This window comes from Bacillus sp. OTU530 (assembly GCF_038440375.1).
On record NZ_JASATP010000061.1, the window covers coordinates 1 to 18,068 of the forward strand.

Sequence of the window (18,068 nt, forward strand, 5' to 3'; positions counted from 1 at the left end):
TTTGCTGTATTTTCTGATGGAACGAAAGTTAAAAATCCAAAATGGTTAAGGAAATTAGAAAATAAACTAGTAAAAGCACAACAAATTCTATCAAGACGAAAATACAATAGCTCTAATTGGAATAAACAACGTAAAAAAGTAGCAAAAATTCATGAGAAAATAGTCAATGCTCGTACAGATTTTTTGCACAAGATAACTTCTTCGCTTGTTCACGAAAACCAAGTGATATGCATAGAAGACCTTCGTGTAAAGAATATGTTGAAGAATGGGAATTTGGCAAAAGCAATATCTGAAGTCTCTTGGTTTGAGTTTCGACGTATGTTGGAATATAAGTGTAAGTGGTATGGTAAAACACTTATCGTCGTAGGCTCCAATTTTGCTTCTTCTCAATTATGTTCATGTTGTGGGCATAAGAATCCAGAAGTAAAGAACTTAGGAGTTCGAGAATGGACATGTTCAGAATGCAATACAATTCATGATAGAGACGTAAATGCTGCAAATAATATCTTGGCTGAAGGGCTGAGAATTCTCGTCGATGGGCAGTCGATGATCGCCTAATGGGTACCGAGCAGTAGTAGGTACATCCTTTTTGGACCAAAGGTTCAAATGACGTAGGAAAACCTGACAGTACAGATTGACCGTTGAGAAACGTTATGTCTAACGGCGTGGGGTCTAGAATCCCACTGCTTCAGCTGTGGGAGTGTCAAAGTAGAATCAGGAACAAATACGCAACGTGTCCTTGGAGAAGCAACAAAGCGGATTCGAGAACAGTTTCATATTGAACATGTGACGATTCAAATAGAAGATACAGAACATTGCCATAATGAAGATCATTGCCATACGTAAGGGAGTCAGTTTTACAAAGGGAAATATACGACCATAAACCGTTTACGATAGAGTTAAACTCATCTTGCTTGTTCCATTATGAAGAGAAAAACGATTCCTTAGCATGGGTAGGGAATCGTTTTTTATGACACTTATAATAATTTGCTTCAATTTTATCAACCGAAGAATGTTTGAAACAGAAGAAACACATTTAAGGCTATAATTAACGTTGCCACACACCAGGCGAGAATAGTGGTAATGCGACGATTAACCAAACTGCCCATCAAACGACGATTACTAGTAAACATAATTAAAGGAATTAAGGCGAATGCAATCCCAAATGACAGTACTACTTGACTCATGACTAGTGCATGTGTCGGATTTACACCAAGAGCGATTATGGTCAGTGGAGGTAGCATCGTAATGCATCGTCTGAGATACAAAGGAATTCGTCTTTTAATAAATCCTTGCATAATAATATCACCAGACATTGTCCCTACCGATGAACTAGATAAACCAGAAGCAAGGAGACTAACCCCAAAGAGAATGGATGAAACCGGACCAACTAAGTGACCTAGCTGCTGAAAAGCAACATCCAAATCTTGAACCTGTAAGCCGTTTTTAAAGAAAAGTGCTGCCGCTACAATCAGCATACTAGCATTAATGGCTCCCGCAATAAACATCGCAATTAAAATATCAATAAATTCAAAACGAAAAATCTTTCTCCGGTCTTCCTCCGTTGTTCCAACTACTCTTCGTTGCGTTAGGGCAGAATGAAGGTAAATAGCATGTGGCATCACCGTTGCACCGAGAATCCCAGCTGCCAATAAAACACTGTCTACACCCTTAAATTGAGGTACAAGAAACCCGTTTAATATCGGAGCGAGCTCTGGTTTGGCAAAAAAGAGTTGAGTGATAAATGCTAGTACAACAATAAAAAGGAGACCCGTAATCCCTGCTTCAAGAGAACGGAATCCTCGACGCTGAAGTTCAAGGATAGCAAAAGACCCTACTGCAGCAATCAATGCTGCCGGAAGTAAAGGAATACCGAAGATTAAGTATAAGCCTAAGGATGCACCAATAAATTCTGCAAGATCTGTAGCCATGACGACCAACTCGGCTTGGATCCATAGACCAATCGAAACAGGTTTAGGAAACTGCTGACGGGCGACTTCAGGAAGATTTTTACCGGTTGCAATTCCTAACTTTGCTGACATGGATTGAATTAAAATAGCCATTAAATTGGAAACAAGCACTACCCATAAAAGTAGGTATCCATATTTTGATCCTCCAGCGATATTGGTTGCAAAGTTTCCTGGATCAATATAAGCAATGGCTGCCACAAACGCCGGTCCTAGAAAAGGGAGTAGTCTTTTTATTCCTTGAGTTTTTCCTCCTAGAACCGCTTGTGCAGATTGAATTGTTGTGTTATTAATAGAAGATTGTTCTTTTGTAGCTGTATTCTCATTCATGAATAAATCCTCCTAGATATCAGACACCCTATGTTTTCCTACACGCATATGTTTTGTTCTAGACCAACTTTTAGAGAAAAAATTCCCCCTAAAAGTTTCTTGTATACAAATAATATTCCCTAAACCATCTTTTATGCAATACCTAATTTATTCTAATAGTTGAAATAGTGTGATATTGAAGAGGAATCGCTACTACATGTAAAATTCAGTTTCAAATTTTGAGGATTTATAAGTGTAATCCAGTTACAACATCATATTGTAAGCAAACTAGGTGCTCTTGTGAAAACAAGGGGGAACAGGGAATCGGGTGCAAGTCACGAACGGTTCCACCACTGTAATTGAGGAGTTTTCTATCATTTATGTCACTCAACCACACCGTTGAGGAAGACGATAGAGCGCGATGATTCCAACCTATGGTTGTAAACACCAAAACAGCCTTCGCGGAAAGGAGAGGTGTGTAAGGGCAGTAAAAAGAATATTCTTAGTTGTCAGTGAGAGACTATCTGTTGTAAGAAAAATAAAAAGGAGGAATTGATTATGCCTCACTTCACTGACCATCACCATACAGGAGAAACTGTGTCGGAACCTGGTACCTATATTTGTGCAACAGGAGAAAAAAAGGAACTTAAACAAGGAGAGACTTTTCCAGATTGTCCATCCACTGGACACGCTACAACTTGGACCCATGCAAGCCATTCCCATAGAACTGGGGAAACTGTTATGGAATCAGGTCATTATGTAGATGCAGATGGTGAACATGTGGTTCTTCAGAAGGGAGAGAAATTCCCAAGCTGTCCTTCCACAGGAGAATCAGTCATTTGGACACATGAACATTGAACTACCCCCACCTACTCGCTAACGCTCCTTTCCCACAAGGGGACTTCCGTTGGTCGAAGGTGGGAGATTCTGTATCCTCTTCCTAGGAAGCGAAATACAGAGCCGTTCAACAGGCTTCCCTTTCTTCTAACCAAACTTTTGGCACATACTTCTGCAAAATATCACGTTCTGCTTGTGTCAGCCCATGGTTACAAATCTCCTTGTTAAATAATGGATAAGATTGGCCCGATACATGATAGAATATGTGTGGACGAAGCGCTTTGAATGCTTTTGTCAACACACTCCACTGTTTCCAGTGATGCTCCCCATCCTTACGTTCTGTATAGGTTCGCAACACCTTTGGCACCTGTTCCTTCAAGTTCATGCCGCGCCTGCCAATGACGTAGGACGCCGCTTGATGGATGGAAATATGCATCTGTTTCATATACTTCATCTTCCCAATCTGGCTTGTGAAGGCAGGATTCACTTCAAACACAGTGACTCCCATTTTAGCAGCTCGGCTGTGAATGCTATCCTGCATCTTTTTATAGGCAAACATGCTCATCCTTCGATTTTGCTTCCGATTGCGGTAACGGCCGGCAGACTTGGAGAGGGTTGTATCCAATGCCTCTAACACAATCGGTTTATTTCTTTGAACCGCGATGTCCACCAAACCAATCGCTTCTGCTTCTAGAATTTTTGTGATTTGTCCGCTTCGTTTTCCTTCTAAGGAGAAATAGAGACAAGAGGAGGAAAGTAATTGTCCTTGTCCATTCACACTTCTTTTCAGAAAATTTGTTAAAAGAACTGTCTTCTTTAGAAATACTATCACAAAGTTCATCCTGTTACCTGTATTCTCAGTTAAAATTCCAAGATTCTACTTATCCAACCAACAGAGAAATCTCTGTTATGCGAGTGGCATGACTATTCTCAAAAAATTAGGCATACACATGGAAAAAGTGGAATAGGAAGGAGGGCACCTAGATGGAGAGCATAATGTTACCAATTATGACAGCTGCACTTGCCTTTGGTGGGTTGTTAGTAGGAGGAACGGTGGGTATAACAGCTCGAAGTATGGTGACCAATCAAATGTATAGTTTGTATGCCTTTTGCGGAGGAATGTTGGCGGGGCTACTTACTTTTGAACTCATCCCAGAGACACTTTCTGAGTATGAGATGACAGGACTCTTTCTTGGGGGAAGTATAGGTATTTTGTTGATGGTACTACTTCATATGCATTTTCATCATTCGCACCATCAAGAAGGAAGAGAAGGTGAAGCGTGGCGGTCCTTTCTATTCTTATCGCTTGCAATCTATATCCACAATGTTCCAACAGGTGTAGCATTCGGTATATCCATGAAGAACTTTGACACAGCAATACCCTTTTTGTTTGCTGCTGTTATTCATCATATTCCAGAGGGGCTTGCGCTAGCGATACCTTTCTTATTTACCAGGTTTCATATTATATATTTTCTTTTGACGATTACATTACTATCACTTGTATTAGGAGTCGGAACTGTACTTGGCATTGTCTTAAGAAGCGACCATATTCATTTAAATGGTATGCTCATGGGCCTTGCGATTGGAACATTAGGGTATGTAACCGTGAACGAGATGTTATTAAAAGCACAGAAAAAGATGAGTGTATTTAGTTTCTTTTTATTGGCTGGTGGAGGACTTGTATTAATACTGTTATATATAGAGAATTTTATCCAGCACTAATATGAATCATCATGGAAAGGGATAAAGGATGCAAGAGATTCATAGATCATGCTATGACACAAACGGTTTGTGTAGATATTGCATTTCAAGCTGTTATGATGTATCAAAACGGCGTATCTGTTCAGGAAGGCCGAGCATCCATTGATAAACAATATGAGAAAGGTTTGGTAAAACCAACAGCCACCCCTATGCCAACCATGTAATGCTCAACAATCTATTTCTTTGAAAAAGTACATGTTTGTTTATACGAGTCTTGCGGAATTATTTGGCTAGTCATTTGTACATATAACTATGTTAGACTGATTGAATCTATACAAAAACAGTCTATACGAAATGGAAAGACTCTTATAGCTCCATTTAGCATAGACTGTTTATGATGTGTAGCAGCACCTAAATTAATGATCGCTCACTATGTTATCCTTCGATGCAAGCCAGAAAGCTGCAACAATTGATAAGATGACTATTAGGATCGGTGCATAGAAAATTAGAAAGTGACTCATCATATGTTCCCTCCCTATGCATGATTGTTCCGTTTTCCTTGGACATATTCCTTGTTAAACAAGAACAGTTTAACTAGAAGATACAAGGATGGGATTAGCAAACCAAGTCCTGCAATAAATGCAACAATTAATGCTGTTGCCATTGATTTATTCGTAAAGCTATCAAAAATTGTGAGGTATGGATATAGTAAGTATGGGTAGTGAGATATACCATAACCAAAAAACGCAAGAAAGAACTGACCTACCAATAGCCCAAAGGCCACTCCATAGGATTGTTTTCTCCATATCAGATAGACAGTTCCCATAAACAAAATCACCGATAAGCCAAACAGCCACCATAAATCCAATAATCGCTCATAATGTTCAGGATTATGTGCCTTCAGTTCGATAATAATACCCGAAGCCGTGATAAGGGTAGGTCCTGCCCAAATCAGTGCATACTTTCGTAAGAGTGCGGTTGCACGATCATCTTTCGCTTGATGTGCATACCAAGTCAGGAATACTGATGAAATATATAATACTGCTGTGAGACTGAGTACAACAATACTCCAAGTTAAAGGGCTTTTAAACAAGATCCAGTAATTGAGTGTGGGCCCCGTAGAGCCAACTTTTACAAAGCTACCTTCTGAAATGGTTAATACGATAGATAAGGACGCTGGAATAAGTAATCCAGAGATCCCATAAATAAATGTATACCTTTTTCTATTTGTAAGCCCACCATAAGTTGCAAATGCATAATAGGAACCACGGATCGCGAGCAGGATAATCGCAAGGCTTGCAGGTACAAGTAACACCGTTCCGTAGTAGTATGCTGTTTTTGGGAAAAAACCAACAATCCCTACGAAAAAGAAAACTAAGAATACGTTAGTAACCTCCCAGACAGGCGATAGATAGCGTTGAATGACCTTGGTTAAAATATGTTGTTGTCCTGTTAGCGTACTATATGCATTAAAGAAACCAGCCCCAAAGTCAACAGAAGCTATAATCACGTAACCGAAGAGAAAAACCCACAATACTGAAATACCTATTACCTCAAGTGTCATACTGTAGCACCTTCCTTCTCAGATGCTCTATCGGCCAATTCGCGTTCCACAGGGTTTTTACGAAACATCCGAGTAAGGACGACTACACTGCCAATTGCTAAAATAATATATAATCCAGAGAACAAGAGTAACATGACATCTACTTGACCGCTTGTGGTTGCCGCTTCTTTTGTCCGCATAAGTCCTCGCAATATCCACGGTTGACGGCCTACTTCAGCCATCCACCACCCGGCTTCAATGCCAATGATAGAAAGAGGACCTCCAAGTACAATGAGCCAACGGAATAATTTAGACGATATCAACTTCCATTTTCGCCAGGATCCGATTAGGAAGACAAATGACAACAGAGTCATCCATACACCAATTGTAATCATGACATCAAATAAATAATGAATATAAAGAGGAGGAGTTTCATCCTTAGCAAACTGATCAAGTCCTATAACCTCCGCGTTTGGGGTGCTATGAGCTAGGATACTAAGTGCAAATGGGATTTTAATGGCATACTTTACTTCCCCATCATCAAGGACACCATACAGAATGAGGGGAGCTCCCTTTTCTGTTTCGAAATGCCACTCAGCGGCAGCTAGTTTCTCCGGTTGGTATTCTGCTAGGTATTTTCCTGAAAAATCTCCAATTACTGCGGCAGCAATCGAAAAGATTAAGCCCATCTTCATCGTAAGCAGTAATGCTTTTTTGTGGTAAACATGATTGGAACCCTTCAATAAACGAAACGCCCCTATAGACGCTAGTACAAATGCTGATGTCATATAAGCAGTAGCCAAAACGTGTGCAACCTTAGTAGGCATGGCAGGATTGAACATTGCCAATATCGGATTTACATTTACTAATTGCCCATTTACTATATCAAACCCTTGTGGCGCATTCATGAATGCATTAACAACGGTAATAAAGATTGCGGAGAAAGATGCTCCTATAGCTACTGGAATTAACAGTAACAGATGTTTTTTAGGATTCTTAAAACGATCCCATGTGTATATATAGATGCCTAAAAAGATAGCTTCAAAGAAGAATGCGAATGTTTCCATGAATAGCGGGAGGGCAATAACATTTCCTGCCAGTTCCATAAAATTAGGCCAGAGTAGAGACAATTGCAATCCAATTGCAGTACCTGTTACAACACCAACAGCCACTGTAATAACAAAACCACGGGTCCATCGTCTTGCTAATAGAATATAATGTTCATCTTGCTTCTTAATGCCAACCCACTGAGCAATCATAATCATGAGAGGGATACCGACACCAATAGTTGCGTAAATGATATGAAAAGATAATGTAAGTTCCGTTAGTACGCGACTAAAAAAGACAGCTTCTTCATTTCCCATTTGAAATTCACCTTTCCTTATCCTGAAATGATTCGTCCAATAAATGATAATCCCATAATTGCAGCTACAATAAAGGCTAACCACACCAAGGTACGTTCTTGTTTTTTATACACCCATGCACACCTCCCTTTTTGCTCAATTAATCACAAATTTTAGCATATAGACTTTGTTCAAAACTTCACAATAATTGGTGGAAGTTCACCTTTTTATCAATGTATCACATCCTTCTTTATGTTGAAGATTGGGGTTGTGACAACTTTACAACATTTCGATGGTAAAAATAGAAAATATGTTTTTGTTTTTCTTCTCCAATTATTCTCTTTGCAACAGCCATCATAATCATTAAGGAAGACTCATACCTTCCACTTTCATAATCACTTAAATTAGGGATTTGATCTAAAGATGGCAAGGTTAAGTATTATACATTAATGGTATAGGAGAAGGGAGTATAGGCACATAAAATAATTCTGACAGGATCACCTGTAAGCGAAATTCGAGACTGTGACCGTTAATTTTTTTACAAGTAATCAAAGAGCTATTTACAACCTAATGCTAAATTAGCAATTAGGTTGGGTGGTACGCGTGGCTGCCAGCAGTACAAAGCATAGGTGGGGCTTGTGCTAAGGATGAGGCTGATAGAAGTCTTTTCTATCAAATGAATAAGGTTATCTTAAAGAGATTTCCATATTATGGATAGGGTTTTTAGGTATTTATTTCATAGTTACATTCTAGGGGTCTACCAAAATTTAGGTTATGGTGCGAAAAAATATTATTCTATTTATTCGTAGATGTTCATAAATATAAAGAATTGAAGGGGGATAAAATGAAGGCAATTGTGTACACAAAGTATGGTCCCCCTGAGGTTCTTCAACTGAAAGGGGACATTATCGAGATATTACTAAGCTAACGGGTAGTGGACAATATCCGCGTTTTGCCGTTAGTATTTCATACAGACCCTTTTAAAATTTAGCAGAAATCTTGACGACAATTAATAAGGTACCGTACAATAAGGTTACTTATGATATTGGAAGGTGAAATATATGAAGGAAAACATGCAGCCAGGCATTGAATCCAATATGAAACAGATGATTATGTCGGCTCCAGATAAACCGTCTGATGTATTGATTCAGTTACTGCGGGTCACACATGAGGTACAACATGAACTGACTTCCAAGCTATCGTACTTTGGTCTCTCAGACCGAAAGTTTAAAATCCTGGCAATTTTGTTGAAGCAGGAGCGCCCTCTGAATCCTTCAGAGTTAGCTGATTATGCAGGAGTCACTCGTTCCACCATAACAGGTTTGCTGGATGGGCTTGAAAAGGATGAATTTATTAGAAGGAGCATTTCTGAGGATCGAAGAAAAACAGCAATTCATCTAACAGAAAAAGGTCAGCAAATCGTGGGTACATTGGCTCCTCTTTATAGTACCCATATTACAAATATTTTCTCGAAGATGACCAAAGAGGAACAGTTGCTTTTGATGGATCTACTGGAGAAAATCCAGGGTGGCTTACAGTATGCAAAGGATCATAACGTGTTTCCTACATGATATGGTTGGGTTAAATACGGAACGCTATGAATGAGGTTTCATGCCTCCGTATTGCCATATAATTCGGTTCCGTACTATACACCTCCGTATAACTGTGTAATTCGGCACCGTACTATCCAATTCATTTTTTGCTGGATGGTTTTAGCATTGTTTTTACTATGAATCTCAAAGCAAAAGGATCCGTTAGACCGACTTTTATACATATCGGTCAATTGGAGTTGCGATGTAACCTTATAAAAGGACGCTTGATCAGAAAGATAACGGTGTCTCAACAGTCTTTAGCTTTTAAATCTTATAGGAACAATTGTAATGTTTCTGCGAGAGATAGACTGTTTTTACAATAGAAATCAAAGAGGGCAGAAAGGAAGAGGATGAATGAATCAGTTTCGAAGACTTATCGTAGTAAACATTGTCACTTTGCTTGTATTAGTTGGAGGGGGATTCCTTGGCTACTATTACTACAATCAAGCACAAAGCTATTTAACAACAGATAATGCCAAAATTGATGGAAAGGCAATTGCAATCGCAGCCCCAGTATCAGGAAAGCTTGTGGAATGGACCGCTTCAACGGGGAAGGCATACAGTGCGGGTGATAAGGTAGGTTCCGTTTTAACAAGCAGTGGTACAACTGCTCAGCAGGTTGATGTGACAGTGCCAGTAGGATCGACACTCGTTCAAGCAAGTGCAAGCGAAAATGCGTTTGTTAGTGCAGGTTCCCCATTGGCTTATGCCTATGACATGAACAGCCTATATGTAACAGCAAATATTAAAGAAACAGACATTGATGACGTGAAAAACGGTCAGGACGTAGATGTGTACGTAGATGCATTTCCAAACACAACACTGACGGGAACAGTTGATCAAGTTGGTTTGACAACAGCAAATACCTTCTCCTTAATTCCATCTGGAAGTACAACAGCAAACTATACGAAGGTAACACAGGTCGTTCCAGTAAGAATTGCTTTAGATCATACAAAATCTGTGAATATCGTGCCTGGGATGAACGTGTCAGTCCGTATTCATAAGTAAGGGGGAGGTTGTATGTCCTCGACAGTAATTGCTGCATATGCTGTTGTTTGTGCCATTATATTTGCTGTTGTTAATATGGTGTTTCGTCGTAAACGGGACATAAAGCCAGTCGGTGATGAGAGTGAACAGATAGCAGGGAATCAACCTGTTGAAGAAACAGTAGATCAACGGACAGAAGATAGTGATTCCTCTTCCGTGCAGGTGCTGCAAAGCGCAGCTACAGTAGCGGGGGAAGTAGAAGAAAAAGTAGAAGTGGAAGTGGAGAAAGTCCCTCTGCCGAAGCGGGAAGGGGAGGCACGAGAAGGAGTACAGATGGAAGCCGGTAAATCTCCCGCAAATACAGGTGTGATGCTGGTCATTTTGGTCGTTGGTATGTTCATTTCTATTTTAAACCAGACCGTTATTAACATTGTGCTGCCAGAGCTCATCAATGAGTTCAGCATATCCGCTACTACTGCTCAATGGTTGTCCACTGGATTTATGCTTGTGAACGGAATTTTAGTTCCCATTAGCGTCTATTTAGTGAAGACATTTACGTATCGAAGGCTCTTTTTGGCTGCGATACTATTTTTCACAGTTGGTTCCGTTGTTAGTGCTGTGGCAACCAATTTCCCGATCATGATGACAGGCCGTACCATTCAAGCAGTCGGTGCTGGTATTCTCATGCCAGTTGGATCGAATATTTTCTTGATGCTCTTTCCTCCTGAAAAACGCGGTGTGGCTATGGGCTTACTCGGTGTCGCGCTCATTCTGGCACCGGCTATCGGGCCTACGATTGCCGGCTGGCTTGTGCAAAACTATACGTGGAATATCATGTTTTACGGGATGTTTGTTCTTGGTTTGATTATCTTTTTTGTAGCACTGCGCTTCTTTAACCTCGTACAGCCGCTGTCAAAACCGAAGTTTGACACGGTTGGCGCGGTGGCTTCCACTCTTGGTTTGGGTACTCTCTTGTATGGCTTTAGTGAGGCCGGTGCCAAAGGCTGGGGCAGTGCCGAGGTTGTAAGTATGCTGCTGCTCGGTGTAATCGGGATTATCTTCTTTATCCTGTGGGAATTGAGGGCAGAAACGAAGCTGATCGATCTGACAGTTTTCAAAGTTCCGGTATTTTCCTTTACCCTGTTGATTAATATCATCATTACGGTAAGCATGTACGGCGGCATGCTGCTGCTTCCGGTGTATTTACAAAACATCCGTGGATTTACAGCGCTGGAATCAGGCTTATTGCTGCTTCCCGGCTCCTTGCTGATGGGATTCATGGGACCAGTTGCAGGAAAGCTGTTTGACCGATATGGAATTCGTCCGTTAGCGATTTTTGGACTGCTAATTATGACATACAGTACCTATGAATATACACAGCTTTCCATGGACACATCCTACACGTATATTATGTGGATGTATACGTTACGTTCCTTTGGAATGGCTTTCCTGATGATGCCCATCATGACTGCCGGGATGAACGCTCTGAAGATGAGTCAAATTTCGGACGGAACAGCGGCGCAAAATACATTGCGTTCGGTAGCAGGATCCGTTGGAACAGCCCTTCTGGTTACTGTGATGACACAGCAAACCACATTTCATGCAGCAGATTACGCCAATGAAGTAACCGCAGCGAACCCGGTGCTGTATACAAGCTTTACACAGACAGGGCAAGGTTTGGCCGCACTGGCGCATGTTCCAGCGCAGACAGCAGGGGCTCTGGAAACATCTATGCTGTATGGGCAGGTAATGAAGCTTTCTACTGTGGCTGGGGTGAATGATGCCTTCTGGGTGGCAACGATCGCCTCTGCACTTGCTCTTGTTTTGTCACTTTTCTTGCAATCCTCTAAAAGGCAGGTTGTGAAAAAATAGAAAAATGGGAAGCATACAAGAATTCTAGGAAAAGCTACTCTACCTGGATTAAGTACTGCATCTCTCTACTGATTGCCATGTTCTTTCTACAGGAACATGGCTTTTGGTTACATGTGAAGGAAGTAGTGGGTGGTTCAAAGGGTTTTCTTGATATTGTTTAGCGGAGAAGAAAACTTTGATCTGCTTGTTGCAATCATTGCTAAACGAATAGAAACAGTGATTGAAATAATAGTAAGAATGGCAATCATGGAGACAACTCCACTCCATCCAAAGTTACTATAGAGTGTGCCACTTACAGTTCCGCCAATACTTGAACCGGCATAGTAGAAAAATAGGTATAGTGAGGCAGCTTGTGCTTTATCGTGAGTAGCCACTTTTCCAACCCAGCTGCTTGCAATGGAATGGCCTGCAAAAAAGCCATAGGTAAAAATCGCAATCCCCAAAATTTTCAACCATATATTCGTGTCTAATGTAATGCATCCCCCGATCAATAAGATAAACAGCGAAAACTGCAAGATTTTTCTTTTCCCATGCTTATCAGCTAGCATTCCCATCCATGTAGAACTAAATGTACCAACCATATATACGATAAAAATAAATCCCACTAATGTTTGACTTAAGTTATAGGGTGGTTCAATAAGTTGAAATCCAATATAGTTGTATAAAGATACAAAGCTACTACTTAGCAAAAAACCAATGATAAGTAGATAAATAAGTCCAGGCTCCTTGAATTGGCTAAACAACGAGCTTACTAGTTGTTTCATCTCAAATTTTTGTGATTCAAAATGGGAGGATGGAGGAAGTAATAACCAAAAAATAAAGCTTGAAAGCAAACTAATCAGTCCAATCCCCATTAGTGCTGCATGCCAATTCATATAATCAGTTAAAACTCCGCTAATGATACGTCCGGACATACCGCCAATCGAATTCCCGCTAATGTATAATCCCATTGCCATTCCTAAGCTCTGGGGCTCAATCTCCTCACCTAAATAAGCCATTGCAACAGCCGGAAGTCCAGCCAATGCGATTCCTTCTAATATTCTGCCTGCTAGTAGTAAATGAAAATTTGGCGTAAATGACGTTAAAATGGAAAGAATCGATGATAAAGCCAAAGATAGAGTCATGACCGGTTTACGTCCAAATACCTCTGATAAAGAACCGGCAATTAACATACTAATCGCTAGAGCAATGGTGGTGGATGACACGGTTAAGCTTGAAGCAGCCGGCGAAACTTGGAATTCCCTCGAAATCTCAGGAAGCAAAGGCTGCGTTCCCCATAGGATGGCAAAAGTACTAAACCCGCCTGCAAATAAAGCTAAATTGACTTTCTTAAATGTACTTGTTTTACGCTGAATATAATTCATTGCTCATACTCCTTATTTACTAATGAAATTCCGCCAAAAAAGATTTTGGTTAATTGCGCAAAAGATTTCCGTTAACTTAGTAACGCATTTGATATGTCCCACCCCAATTTGTGTTACTCAATGAAAATGAAAGTAGTGAAAATAGGTATTTGAGTCCGGTATCATTCTTCCAAAGTATCGCCCTGATAAAAGATTTGATAATAAATAAAACTCAACATGTTCTAATATCAGTTTAGCAAGGTATCATATATACTAAAAATATATATTTCGTATAATATTTATATTATAAAAGTATAAATCGATCAGGGGTGTTTGATTTTGGATATAAAACAACTCGCATATTTTTTGGCAATTGCTGAAGAGGGCAATATTACAAAAGCAGCAGAAAGACTCCATATAGCTCAGCCGCCGTTGAGTCAGCAGCTTAAACTGTTGGAGGAAGAGCTCGGAGTAGTACTAATGGAAAGGAGTACACGTAAAATACAGATTACTGATGCAGGACGGCTTCTTCAGAATCGGGCGAAACAGATTATAGAGCTTATGGAAAAAACAACAAAGGAATTCAAAGATTTGAAAGAGGGACTTCAAGGGACACTTTCCATAGGCACAATCTCTTCAGCGGGAGCAGCATTACTGCCAGCTGAAATACAGATCTTTCATGAAAAATATCCTGGCGTTGATTTCCGGATAAGGGAGAATACTACATTTGAAATTGTTGAGCTACTTAAGGGTGGGGTCGTAGAAATTGGGATTATCCGTACACCATTCAATCAAGATACATTCTCATCCATTAATTTATCAGATGAACCGATGGTAGCTGGCGCATTGGACTTATTCTGGAATGATGATACGGGATACTTAGACTTGACAGCGCTTGAAGGCAAGCCATTGCTTATGCATAATAGATATGCGAATAACATTGAAGAAGCTTGCAGAAAGGCTGGTTTTGAACCGAGGGTTATATGCAGGGCAGATAATACGAGATCCATGCTAAAATGGGCAAGTATCGGAATGGGAATAGTAATCATACCGAGAGACATGATCTCATTAGAACAAGATGTGAAGCTTCATTTCAGAGAGATAAAGGAAGAGTCGCTTATAACAAGAACAGTAATCATTTGGATGAAGAACGGACATCTATCAACCCCAGCTAGGCATTTTTTGGAGCTTTTTCATACTTAATAAGCTTTGGTCCTCATTGTCAGTTGTGCAGCAATAAATAGCCTTTTTCTGCTTTCGAGAATTATGTGAACAAGCAGTATCCTCCAGCTAATTTGGAGGGCATTTTTATAGGCTTATGTGAAAAATTGCAAGAGAAAGACCTGTCTTTCCTATAAAAGACGGGTCTTTCTCTTATAAAATTGCAATGGCAGAATAAACAAGTAACAAACACATTATCGTATTTACTAACTTATCGTATTTTAAAAATATCTTCTTAAAAGTCGCACCGAATATAGACCACAATAATAATGCTGCACAACCTATTAGGATTGTTGCAGACATCAAAGAGAGCGCAGCTACATTTGAATTATGATAAGGAAGTATGAAAGTTGACATTGCCGTTAAGAAATACAAGATACTTTTTATATTGAGAACTTGGAAAAGCAGCCCTGATAAAAAGGAAGACTGGCCGTGAGCAGCATCATTATTACTTTTCGTAGAGAAAGCAATTTGCCATGCCAGATACAGTAAATATGCTGCGCCAACTATTTTAAAGTAAGGTTCTATCATGGGAATCCAGTGATAAAGGCTTGTTGTTAACAATGAGGTTACTACACCAAGGATAATAAACCCTGAAATAATTCCAATCTGGAAGCGTATCGATCCTTTGAATCCAAATCTTCTTGCTTCATTCATCATCAAAATATTACTTGGTCCTGGTGTAATGGATGTAATAATTACGTAGGAAAGGAATGCTATAAGGTTCATTTAGTTGATCTGTCCTTTCAGTAAAAATAGTGAAATAAGTTCTGTGATTCATTGTAATACAGGTCTATCTATTGGTAAAATTGAAATCATAAATAAGTAATATCATTTTTTTGAATAGATAAGAGGAGATTAGTACGAATGGAAATAAGGCATCTTATTACTTTCCGGACAATTGTCGATGTTGGAAGCTACACGAATGCTGCTATCAAATTAGGATATACGCAGTCAACTATTACTTCTCATATTCAGGCGTTGGAAAAGGAGATTGGCGGAGAATTATTCACTTACGTCAAGCGAGAGTTAAAATTGACATCCTTGGGGAAAGAATTAATTCCTTTGGCTGATGAATTGTTGCATTCTTATAACCGTATATCTCAGATGAAGAGTCGTCACACAGTAAGTGGAGAATTAAAAATTGCTGCACCTGAGTCATTAACGATTTCCAGATTAGGACCGATTTTGAAGGAATATTTGCTGAGATATCCAGACGTCAAACTCATATTGAGTAATGGAACTTGTGGGCAAAACCAAAAGGATCTTATGAGCGGACATGTCGATATTGCTTTTATGATCTGGACAAGTTTAGAGTTGGATCATTGTCATTACCATCAATTGCACAAGGAAGAGATTGTTCTAATTACGAGTCCGAATAAATATCAGCATTTTGATGATTATAAAAACAAAGGGACGACTGATTACTTTATTACGAATGAAAAGGGATGCAGTTATCGTTCTATGTTTGAGGCACATCTAGTCAATCATAAACTGCCTAAATTTCAAACAATGGAACTATGGAGTTTGGAAGCAATTAAACAGGCTGTAATGAGCGGCTTAGGCTTTGCTGCCTTGCCCTATATCACGGTAAAAAATGAGGTTGAGAATGGGTTATTAAAGATTATGGAGCACAATGAAGAATTTGAGCCCATCTACTCATATTTACTCGTCAAGGCAAAGAAATGGCAATCCCCTGCGGTTGAAAAGTTTATTGAGTTAACATTAGAGTCTATATAGCTATTGGCCTTGGAAGTGAATTCTGAAAAAATATATTGCAAATTCTGATGATGCTGAATAGATGAATATGAAAGTCCTCCAGATCGCTTAACTGGAGGATTTTTAATAGTTTCCATGGGAAGCAATATATTACAGAAAACAATAGTTGCAATTCCAGTTTTTCCCCTTCTATAATTCATAGTAGCAGACATTTGAACATACTTACTTAGTTATACATTTGTTTATGTTAAATGAATGCTAAATCAAGGTCTTTAATTTAAGCGCTTAATCAGCAGACAAGGAGGAAATTATGAAGATCGATCAGTTGAAACGGAGAATACCAGGCTACCATCATCTTTTTTTTGTGATTGTAACTTTCATTTACTGGTTCTCTATGTATATTTATGTACCTATTTTTGTGCCATATCTGAATTATTTAGGTGGATCTTATGCATTGGCAGGGTTGATTGTAGGAAGCTATGGCATCATGCAAATTTTATTGAGGCTTCCGGTTGGCCTTTTATCAGATATGTTGCAAATTCGCAAACCATTTATTGTTTTAGGGCTTGTAACAAGTTTTATCAGTTGCTTAGGATTTGCTCTCACTGAAAGCTTGGAATTTGCGTTTGTTTCCCGGGGGATTGCTGGAATTACAGCATCGATGTGGGTGGCTTTCACAGTTTTATATGCAAGTTACTTTAAAAGAGAAGACTCAACTAAAGCAATGGGGAATATCCAATTTATTACTGTAGCCGCTCAGTTAACTAGTATGAGTTTAAGTGGTTATCTTGTTAGTAAGTGGGGATGGAAAGCACCGTTTTGGTTTGGAGCAATTATTGGATTAGTTGGTCTTTTTATGTCATTTTGGATTAAGGAATTCAATAATAAGAAAGTGAATCAGAACAAGATTAAAATCAGAGAATTTCAGGATGTATTTAAAAATCCCTTAAATTTAAAAGCATCCTTGTTATCTACGCTTGCCCATGCTGTATTGTTTATTACAATGTTCGGTTTTACTCCGAATCAGGCATTAAATATAGGTGCGTCAAAGGATAGCTTAATCTTTCTTGTGCTTAGCTTTATGGTACCTCATGCTATTGCGCCTATTCTTACAGGACAATATTTACTTACTCGCTTCAATACATGGAGCATTTTATATATTGGCTTTTTAGGTACCACTATATTTTCAGTGGTTATTCCGACTATATCTCGTTTGGACTTACTCTATGTTACTCAAGCTTTTAATGGGTTCTTTCAAGGGATGACAATACCATTATTGATGGGAATGGCCATTCAGCAGGTTTCAAATAAGAAACGCGCAACAGCAATGGGTTTTTTTCAAGCAATCTATGCATTAGGGATTTTCTTCGGCCCTTTTATTGCTGGAATTTTTAGTAAAGAAGCCGGATTTAAAAGCGTGTTTTACTTAGCTGCACTTTTAGCGGCCATTGGAACAGGATTATCAATGACATGGTATAAACAAGAACGAGTGCAAGGAGATCAAGTACAGACGAGAAGTAAAGAAGATAACTCAGTTGATGAAGCAAGATGAACCCGTAAGCGATCCAATCTGTATTAACAAATAAAAAGTTTGCTTAATTTTAAAAAAGGGATTGCGGTATTCTTTACTTAGG

Annotated in this window: 17 protein-coding genes and 1 riboswitch; of the genes, 10 read left to right on the forward strand and 7 right to left on the reverse strand. The window is 39.3% G+C overall.

Annotation, left to right across the window (positions count from 1 at the left end):
- Positions 1 to 558: RNA-guided endonuclease TnpB family protein (locus AAHB12_RS27130; RefSeq protein WP_342048368.1), on the forward strand; the 558-nt coding region annotated here is incomplete at its 5' end.
- A gap of 443 nt (positions 559 to 1,001) precedes the next feature.
- Here the strand turns inward: AAHB12_RS27130 and AAHB12_RS27140 are convergent.
- Positions 1,002 to 2,297 (reverse strand): Nramp family divalent metal transporter, encoded by a 1,296-nt coding sequence (locus AAHB12_RS27140; protein WP_129728913.1) that lies wholly within the window; start codon positions 2,295 to 2,297, stop codon positions 1,002 to 1,004.
- A gap of 251 nt (positions 2,298 to 2,548) precedes the next feature.
- Positions 2,549 to 2,819, forward strand: a riboswitch (cobalamin riboswitch).
- A gap of 15 nt (positions 2,820 to 2,834) precedes the next feature.
- Between AAHB12_RS27140 and AAHB12_RS27145 the strand changes: the two genes are divergently transcribed.
- Positions 2,835 to 3,134 (forward strand): hypothetical protein, encoded by a 300-nt coding sequence (locus AAHB12_RS27145; RefSeq protein WP_129728914.1) that lies wholly within the window; start codon positions 2,835 to 2,837, stop codon positions 3,132 to 3,134.
- Between the two features lie 106 nt (positions 3,135 to 3,240).
- Here the strand turns inward: AAHB12_RS27145 and AAHB12_RS27150 are convergent, their stop codons facing one another.
- A complete protein-coding gene (locus tag AAHB12_RS27150; RefSeq protein ID WP_342048369.1) occupies positions 3,241 to 3,945 on the reverse strand; it encodes an IS200/IS605 family accessory protein TnpB-related protein in 705 nt (234 codons plus the stop codon).
- Positions 3,946 to 4,097: 152 nt separating this feature from the next.
- On the opposite strand from AAHB12_RS27150, the gene AAHB12_RS27155 reads away from it, so the two are divergent.
- A complete protein-coding gene (locus AAHB12_RS27155; RefSeq protein WP_342048370.1) occupies positions 4,098 to 4,835 on the forward strand; it encodes a ZIP family metal transporter in 738 nt (245 codons plus the stop codon).
- An 11-nt stretch (positions 4,836 to 4,846) separates the two neighbouring features.
- Positions 4,847 to 5,038 carry a PCYCGC motif-containing (lipo)protein gene (locus AAHB12_RS27160; protein ID WP_342048371.1) on the forward strand — a complete coding sequence of 64 codons (192 nt, stop codon included), beginning with the start codon at positions 4,847 to 4,849 and terminating at the stop codon, positions 5,036 to 5,038.
- 192 nt (positions 5,039 to 5,230) lie between these two features.
- Here the strand turns inward: AAHB12_RS27160 and cydS are convergent, their stop codons facing one another.
- From cydS to AAHB12_RS27170, 3 genes are read right to left on the reverse strand one after another with little or no spacing between them, the layout of a single operon-like run.
- Positions 5,231 to 5,335: a cytochrome bd oxidase small subunit CydS gene (cydS, locus tag AAHB12_RS31985; protein WP_379949714.1), complete on the reverse strand. Its 105-nt coding sequence runs from the start codon at positions 5,333 to 5,335 to the stop codon at positions 5,231 to 5,233.
- A gap of 14 nt (positions 5,336 to 5,349) precedes the next feature.
- Positions 5,350 to 6,378: a cytochrome d ubiquinol oxidase subunit II gene (locus AAHB12_RS27165; protein WP_129728918.1), complete on the reverse strand. Its 1,029-nt coding sequence runs from the start codon at positions 6,376 to 6,378 to the stop codon at positions 5,350 to 5,352.
- A complete protein-coding gene (locus tag AAHB12_RS27170) occupies positions 6,375 to 7,721 on the reverse strand; it encodes a cytochrome ubiquinol oxidase subunit I (RefSeq protein ID WP_342048372.1) in 1,347 nt (448 codons plus the stop codon). Before AAHB12_RS27170 ends, AAHB12_RS27165 begins: the two co-directional genes overlap by 4 nt.
- Before the next feature lie 1,040 nt (positions 7,722 to 8,761).
- Between AAHB12_RS27170 and AAHB12_RS27175 the strand changes: the two genes are divergently transcribed.
- The 3 genes from AAHB12_RS27175 (at position 8,762) to AAHB12_RS27185 (ending at position 12,151) form a co-directional block, all read left to right on the forward strand.
- The gene (locus tag AAHB12_RS27175) at positions 8,762 to 9,271 is read left to right on the forward strand and encodes a MarR family winged helix-turn-helix transcriptional regulator (protein ID WP_129728920.1); all 510 of its coding nucleotides are present in this window, start codon (positions 8,762 to 8,764) and stop codon (positions 9,269 to 9,271) included.
- A 375-nt stretch (positions 9,272 to 9,646) separates the two neighbouring features.
- Complete coding sequence (locus tag AAHB12_RS27180; protein WP_129728921.1) at positions 9,647 to 10,300, forward strand: HlyD family secretion protein; 654 nt, start codon at positions 9,647 to 9,649, stop codon at positions 10,298 to 10,300.
- Positions 10,301 to 10,312: 12 nt separating this feature from the next.
- Positions 10,313 to 12,151, forward strand: a complete 1,839-nt coding sequence (locus tag AAHB12_RS27185; RefSeq protein WP_342048373.1) for a DHA2 family efflux MFS transporter permease subunit — start codon at positions 10,313 to 10,315, stop codon at positions 12,149 to 12,151.
- A gap of 134 nt (positions 12,152 to 12,285) precedes the next feature.
- Here the strand turns inward: AAHB12_RS27185 and AAHB12_RS27190 are convergent, their stop codons facing one another.
- Positions 12,286 to 13,515, reverse strand: a complete 1,230-nt coding sequence (locus AAHB12_RS27190; protein WP_342048374.1) for an MFS transporter — start codon at positions 13,513 to 13,515, stop codon at positions 12,286 to 12,288.
- A gap of 318 nt (positions 13,516 to 13,833) precedes the next feature.
- On the opposite strand from AAHB12_RS27190, the gene AAHB12_RS27195 reads away from it, so the two are divergent.
- Entirely contained in the window at positions 13,834 to 14,697 is an 864-nt protein-coding gene (locus tag AAHB12_RS27195; RefSeq protein WP_129728924.1) for a LysR family transcriptional regulator, read from the forward strand.
- A gap of 171 nt (positions 14,698 to 14,868) precedes the next feature.
- On the opposite strand, the gene AAHB12_RS27200 is transcribed toward AAHB12_RS27195, so the two are convergent.
- On the reverse strand, positions 14,869 to 15,444 hold the full coding sequence (locus AAHB12_RS27200) for a LysE family transporter (RefSeq protein WP_342048375.1): 576 nt from the start codon (positions 15,442 to 15,444) through the stop codon (positions 14,869 to 14,871).
- 138 nt (positions 15,445 to 15,582) lie between these two features.
- Here AAHB12_RS27200 and AAHB12_RS27205 point away from each other — a divergent pair, with 138 nt between their 5' ends.
- Positions 15,583 to 16,455: a LysR family transcriptional regulator gene (locus AAHB12_RS27205; RefSeq protein WP_342048376.1), complete on the forward strand. Its 873-nt coding sequence runs from the start codon at positions 15,583 to 15,585 to the stop codon at positions 16,453 to 16,455.
- 289 nt (positions 16,456 to 16,744) lie between these two features.
- Entirely contained in the window at positions 16,745 to 17,986 is a 1,242-nt protein-coding gene (locus AAHB12_RS27210; protein WP_342048377.1) for an MFS transporter, read from the forward strand.
- Positions 17,987 to 18,068 lie beyond the last annotated feature (82 nt).

Bases quoted from the DNA above. Each gene is read 5' to 3' on its own strand.
- AAHB12_RS27200 (WP_342048375.1), bottom strand. From the start codon at position 15,444: ATGAACCTTATAGCATTCCTTTCCTACGTAATTATTACATCCATTACA.
- AAHB12_RS27170 (WP_342048372.1), bottom strand. From the start codon at position 7,721: ATGGGAAATGAAGAAGCTGTCTTTTTTAGTCGCGTACTAACGGAACTT.
- AAHB12_RS27175 (WP_129728920.1), top strand. From the start codon at position 8,762: ATGAAGGAAAACATGCAGCCAGGCATTGAATCCAATATGAAACAGATG.
- AAHB12_RS27180 (WP_129728921.1), top strand. From the start codon at position 9,647: ATGAATCAGTTTCGAAGACTTATCGTAGTAAACATTGTCACTTTGCTT.
- AAHB12_RS27165 (WP_129728918.1), bottom strand. From the start codon at position 6,378: ATGACACTTGAGGTAATAGGTATTTCAGTATTGTGGGTTTTTCTCTTC.
- AAHB12_RS27160 (WP_342048371.1), top strand. From the start codon at position 4,847: ATGGAAAGGGATAAAGGATGCAAGAGATTCATAGATCATGCTATGACA.
- AAHB12_RS27205 (WP_342048376.1), top strand. From the start codon at position 15,583: ATGGAAATAAGGCATCTTATTACTTTCCGGACAATTGTCGATGTTGGA.
- AAHB12_RS27145 (WP_129728914.1), top strand. From the start codon at position 2,835: ATGCCTCACTTCACTGACCATCACCATACAGGAGAAACTGTGTCGGAA.
- AAHB12_RS27140 (WP_129728913.1), bottom strand. From the start codon at position 2,297: ATGAATGAGAATACAGCTACAAAAGAACAATCTTCTATTAATAACACA.
- cydS (WP_379949714.1), bottom strand. From the start codon at position 5,335: ATGAGTCACTTTCTAATTTTCTATGCACCGATCCTAATAGTCATCTTA.
- AAHB12_RS27155 (WP_342048370.1), top strand. From the start codon at position 4,098: ATGGAGAGCATAATGTTACCAATTATGACAGCTGCACTTGCCTTTGGT.
- AAHB12_RS27210 (WP_342048377.1), top strand. From the start codon at position 16,745: ATGAAGATCGATCAGTTGAAACGGAGAATACCAGGCTACCATCATCTT.
- AAHB12_RS27185 (WP_342048373.1), top strand. From the start codon at position 10,313: ATGTCCTCGACAGTAATTGCTGCATATGCTGTTGTTTGTGCCATTATA.
- AAHB12_RS27190 (WP_342048374.1), bottom strand. From the start codon at position 13,515: ATGAATTATATTCAGCGTAAAACAAGTACATTTAAGAAAGTCAATTTA.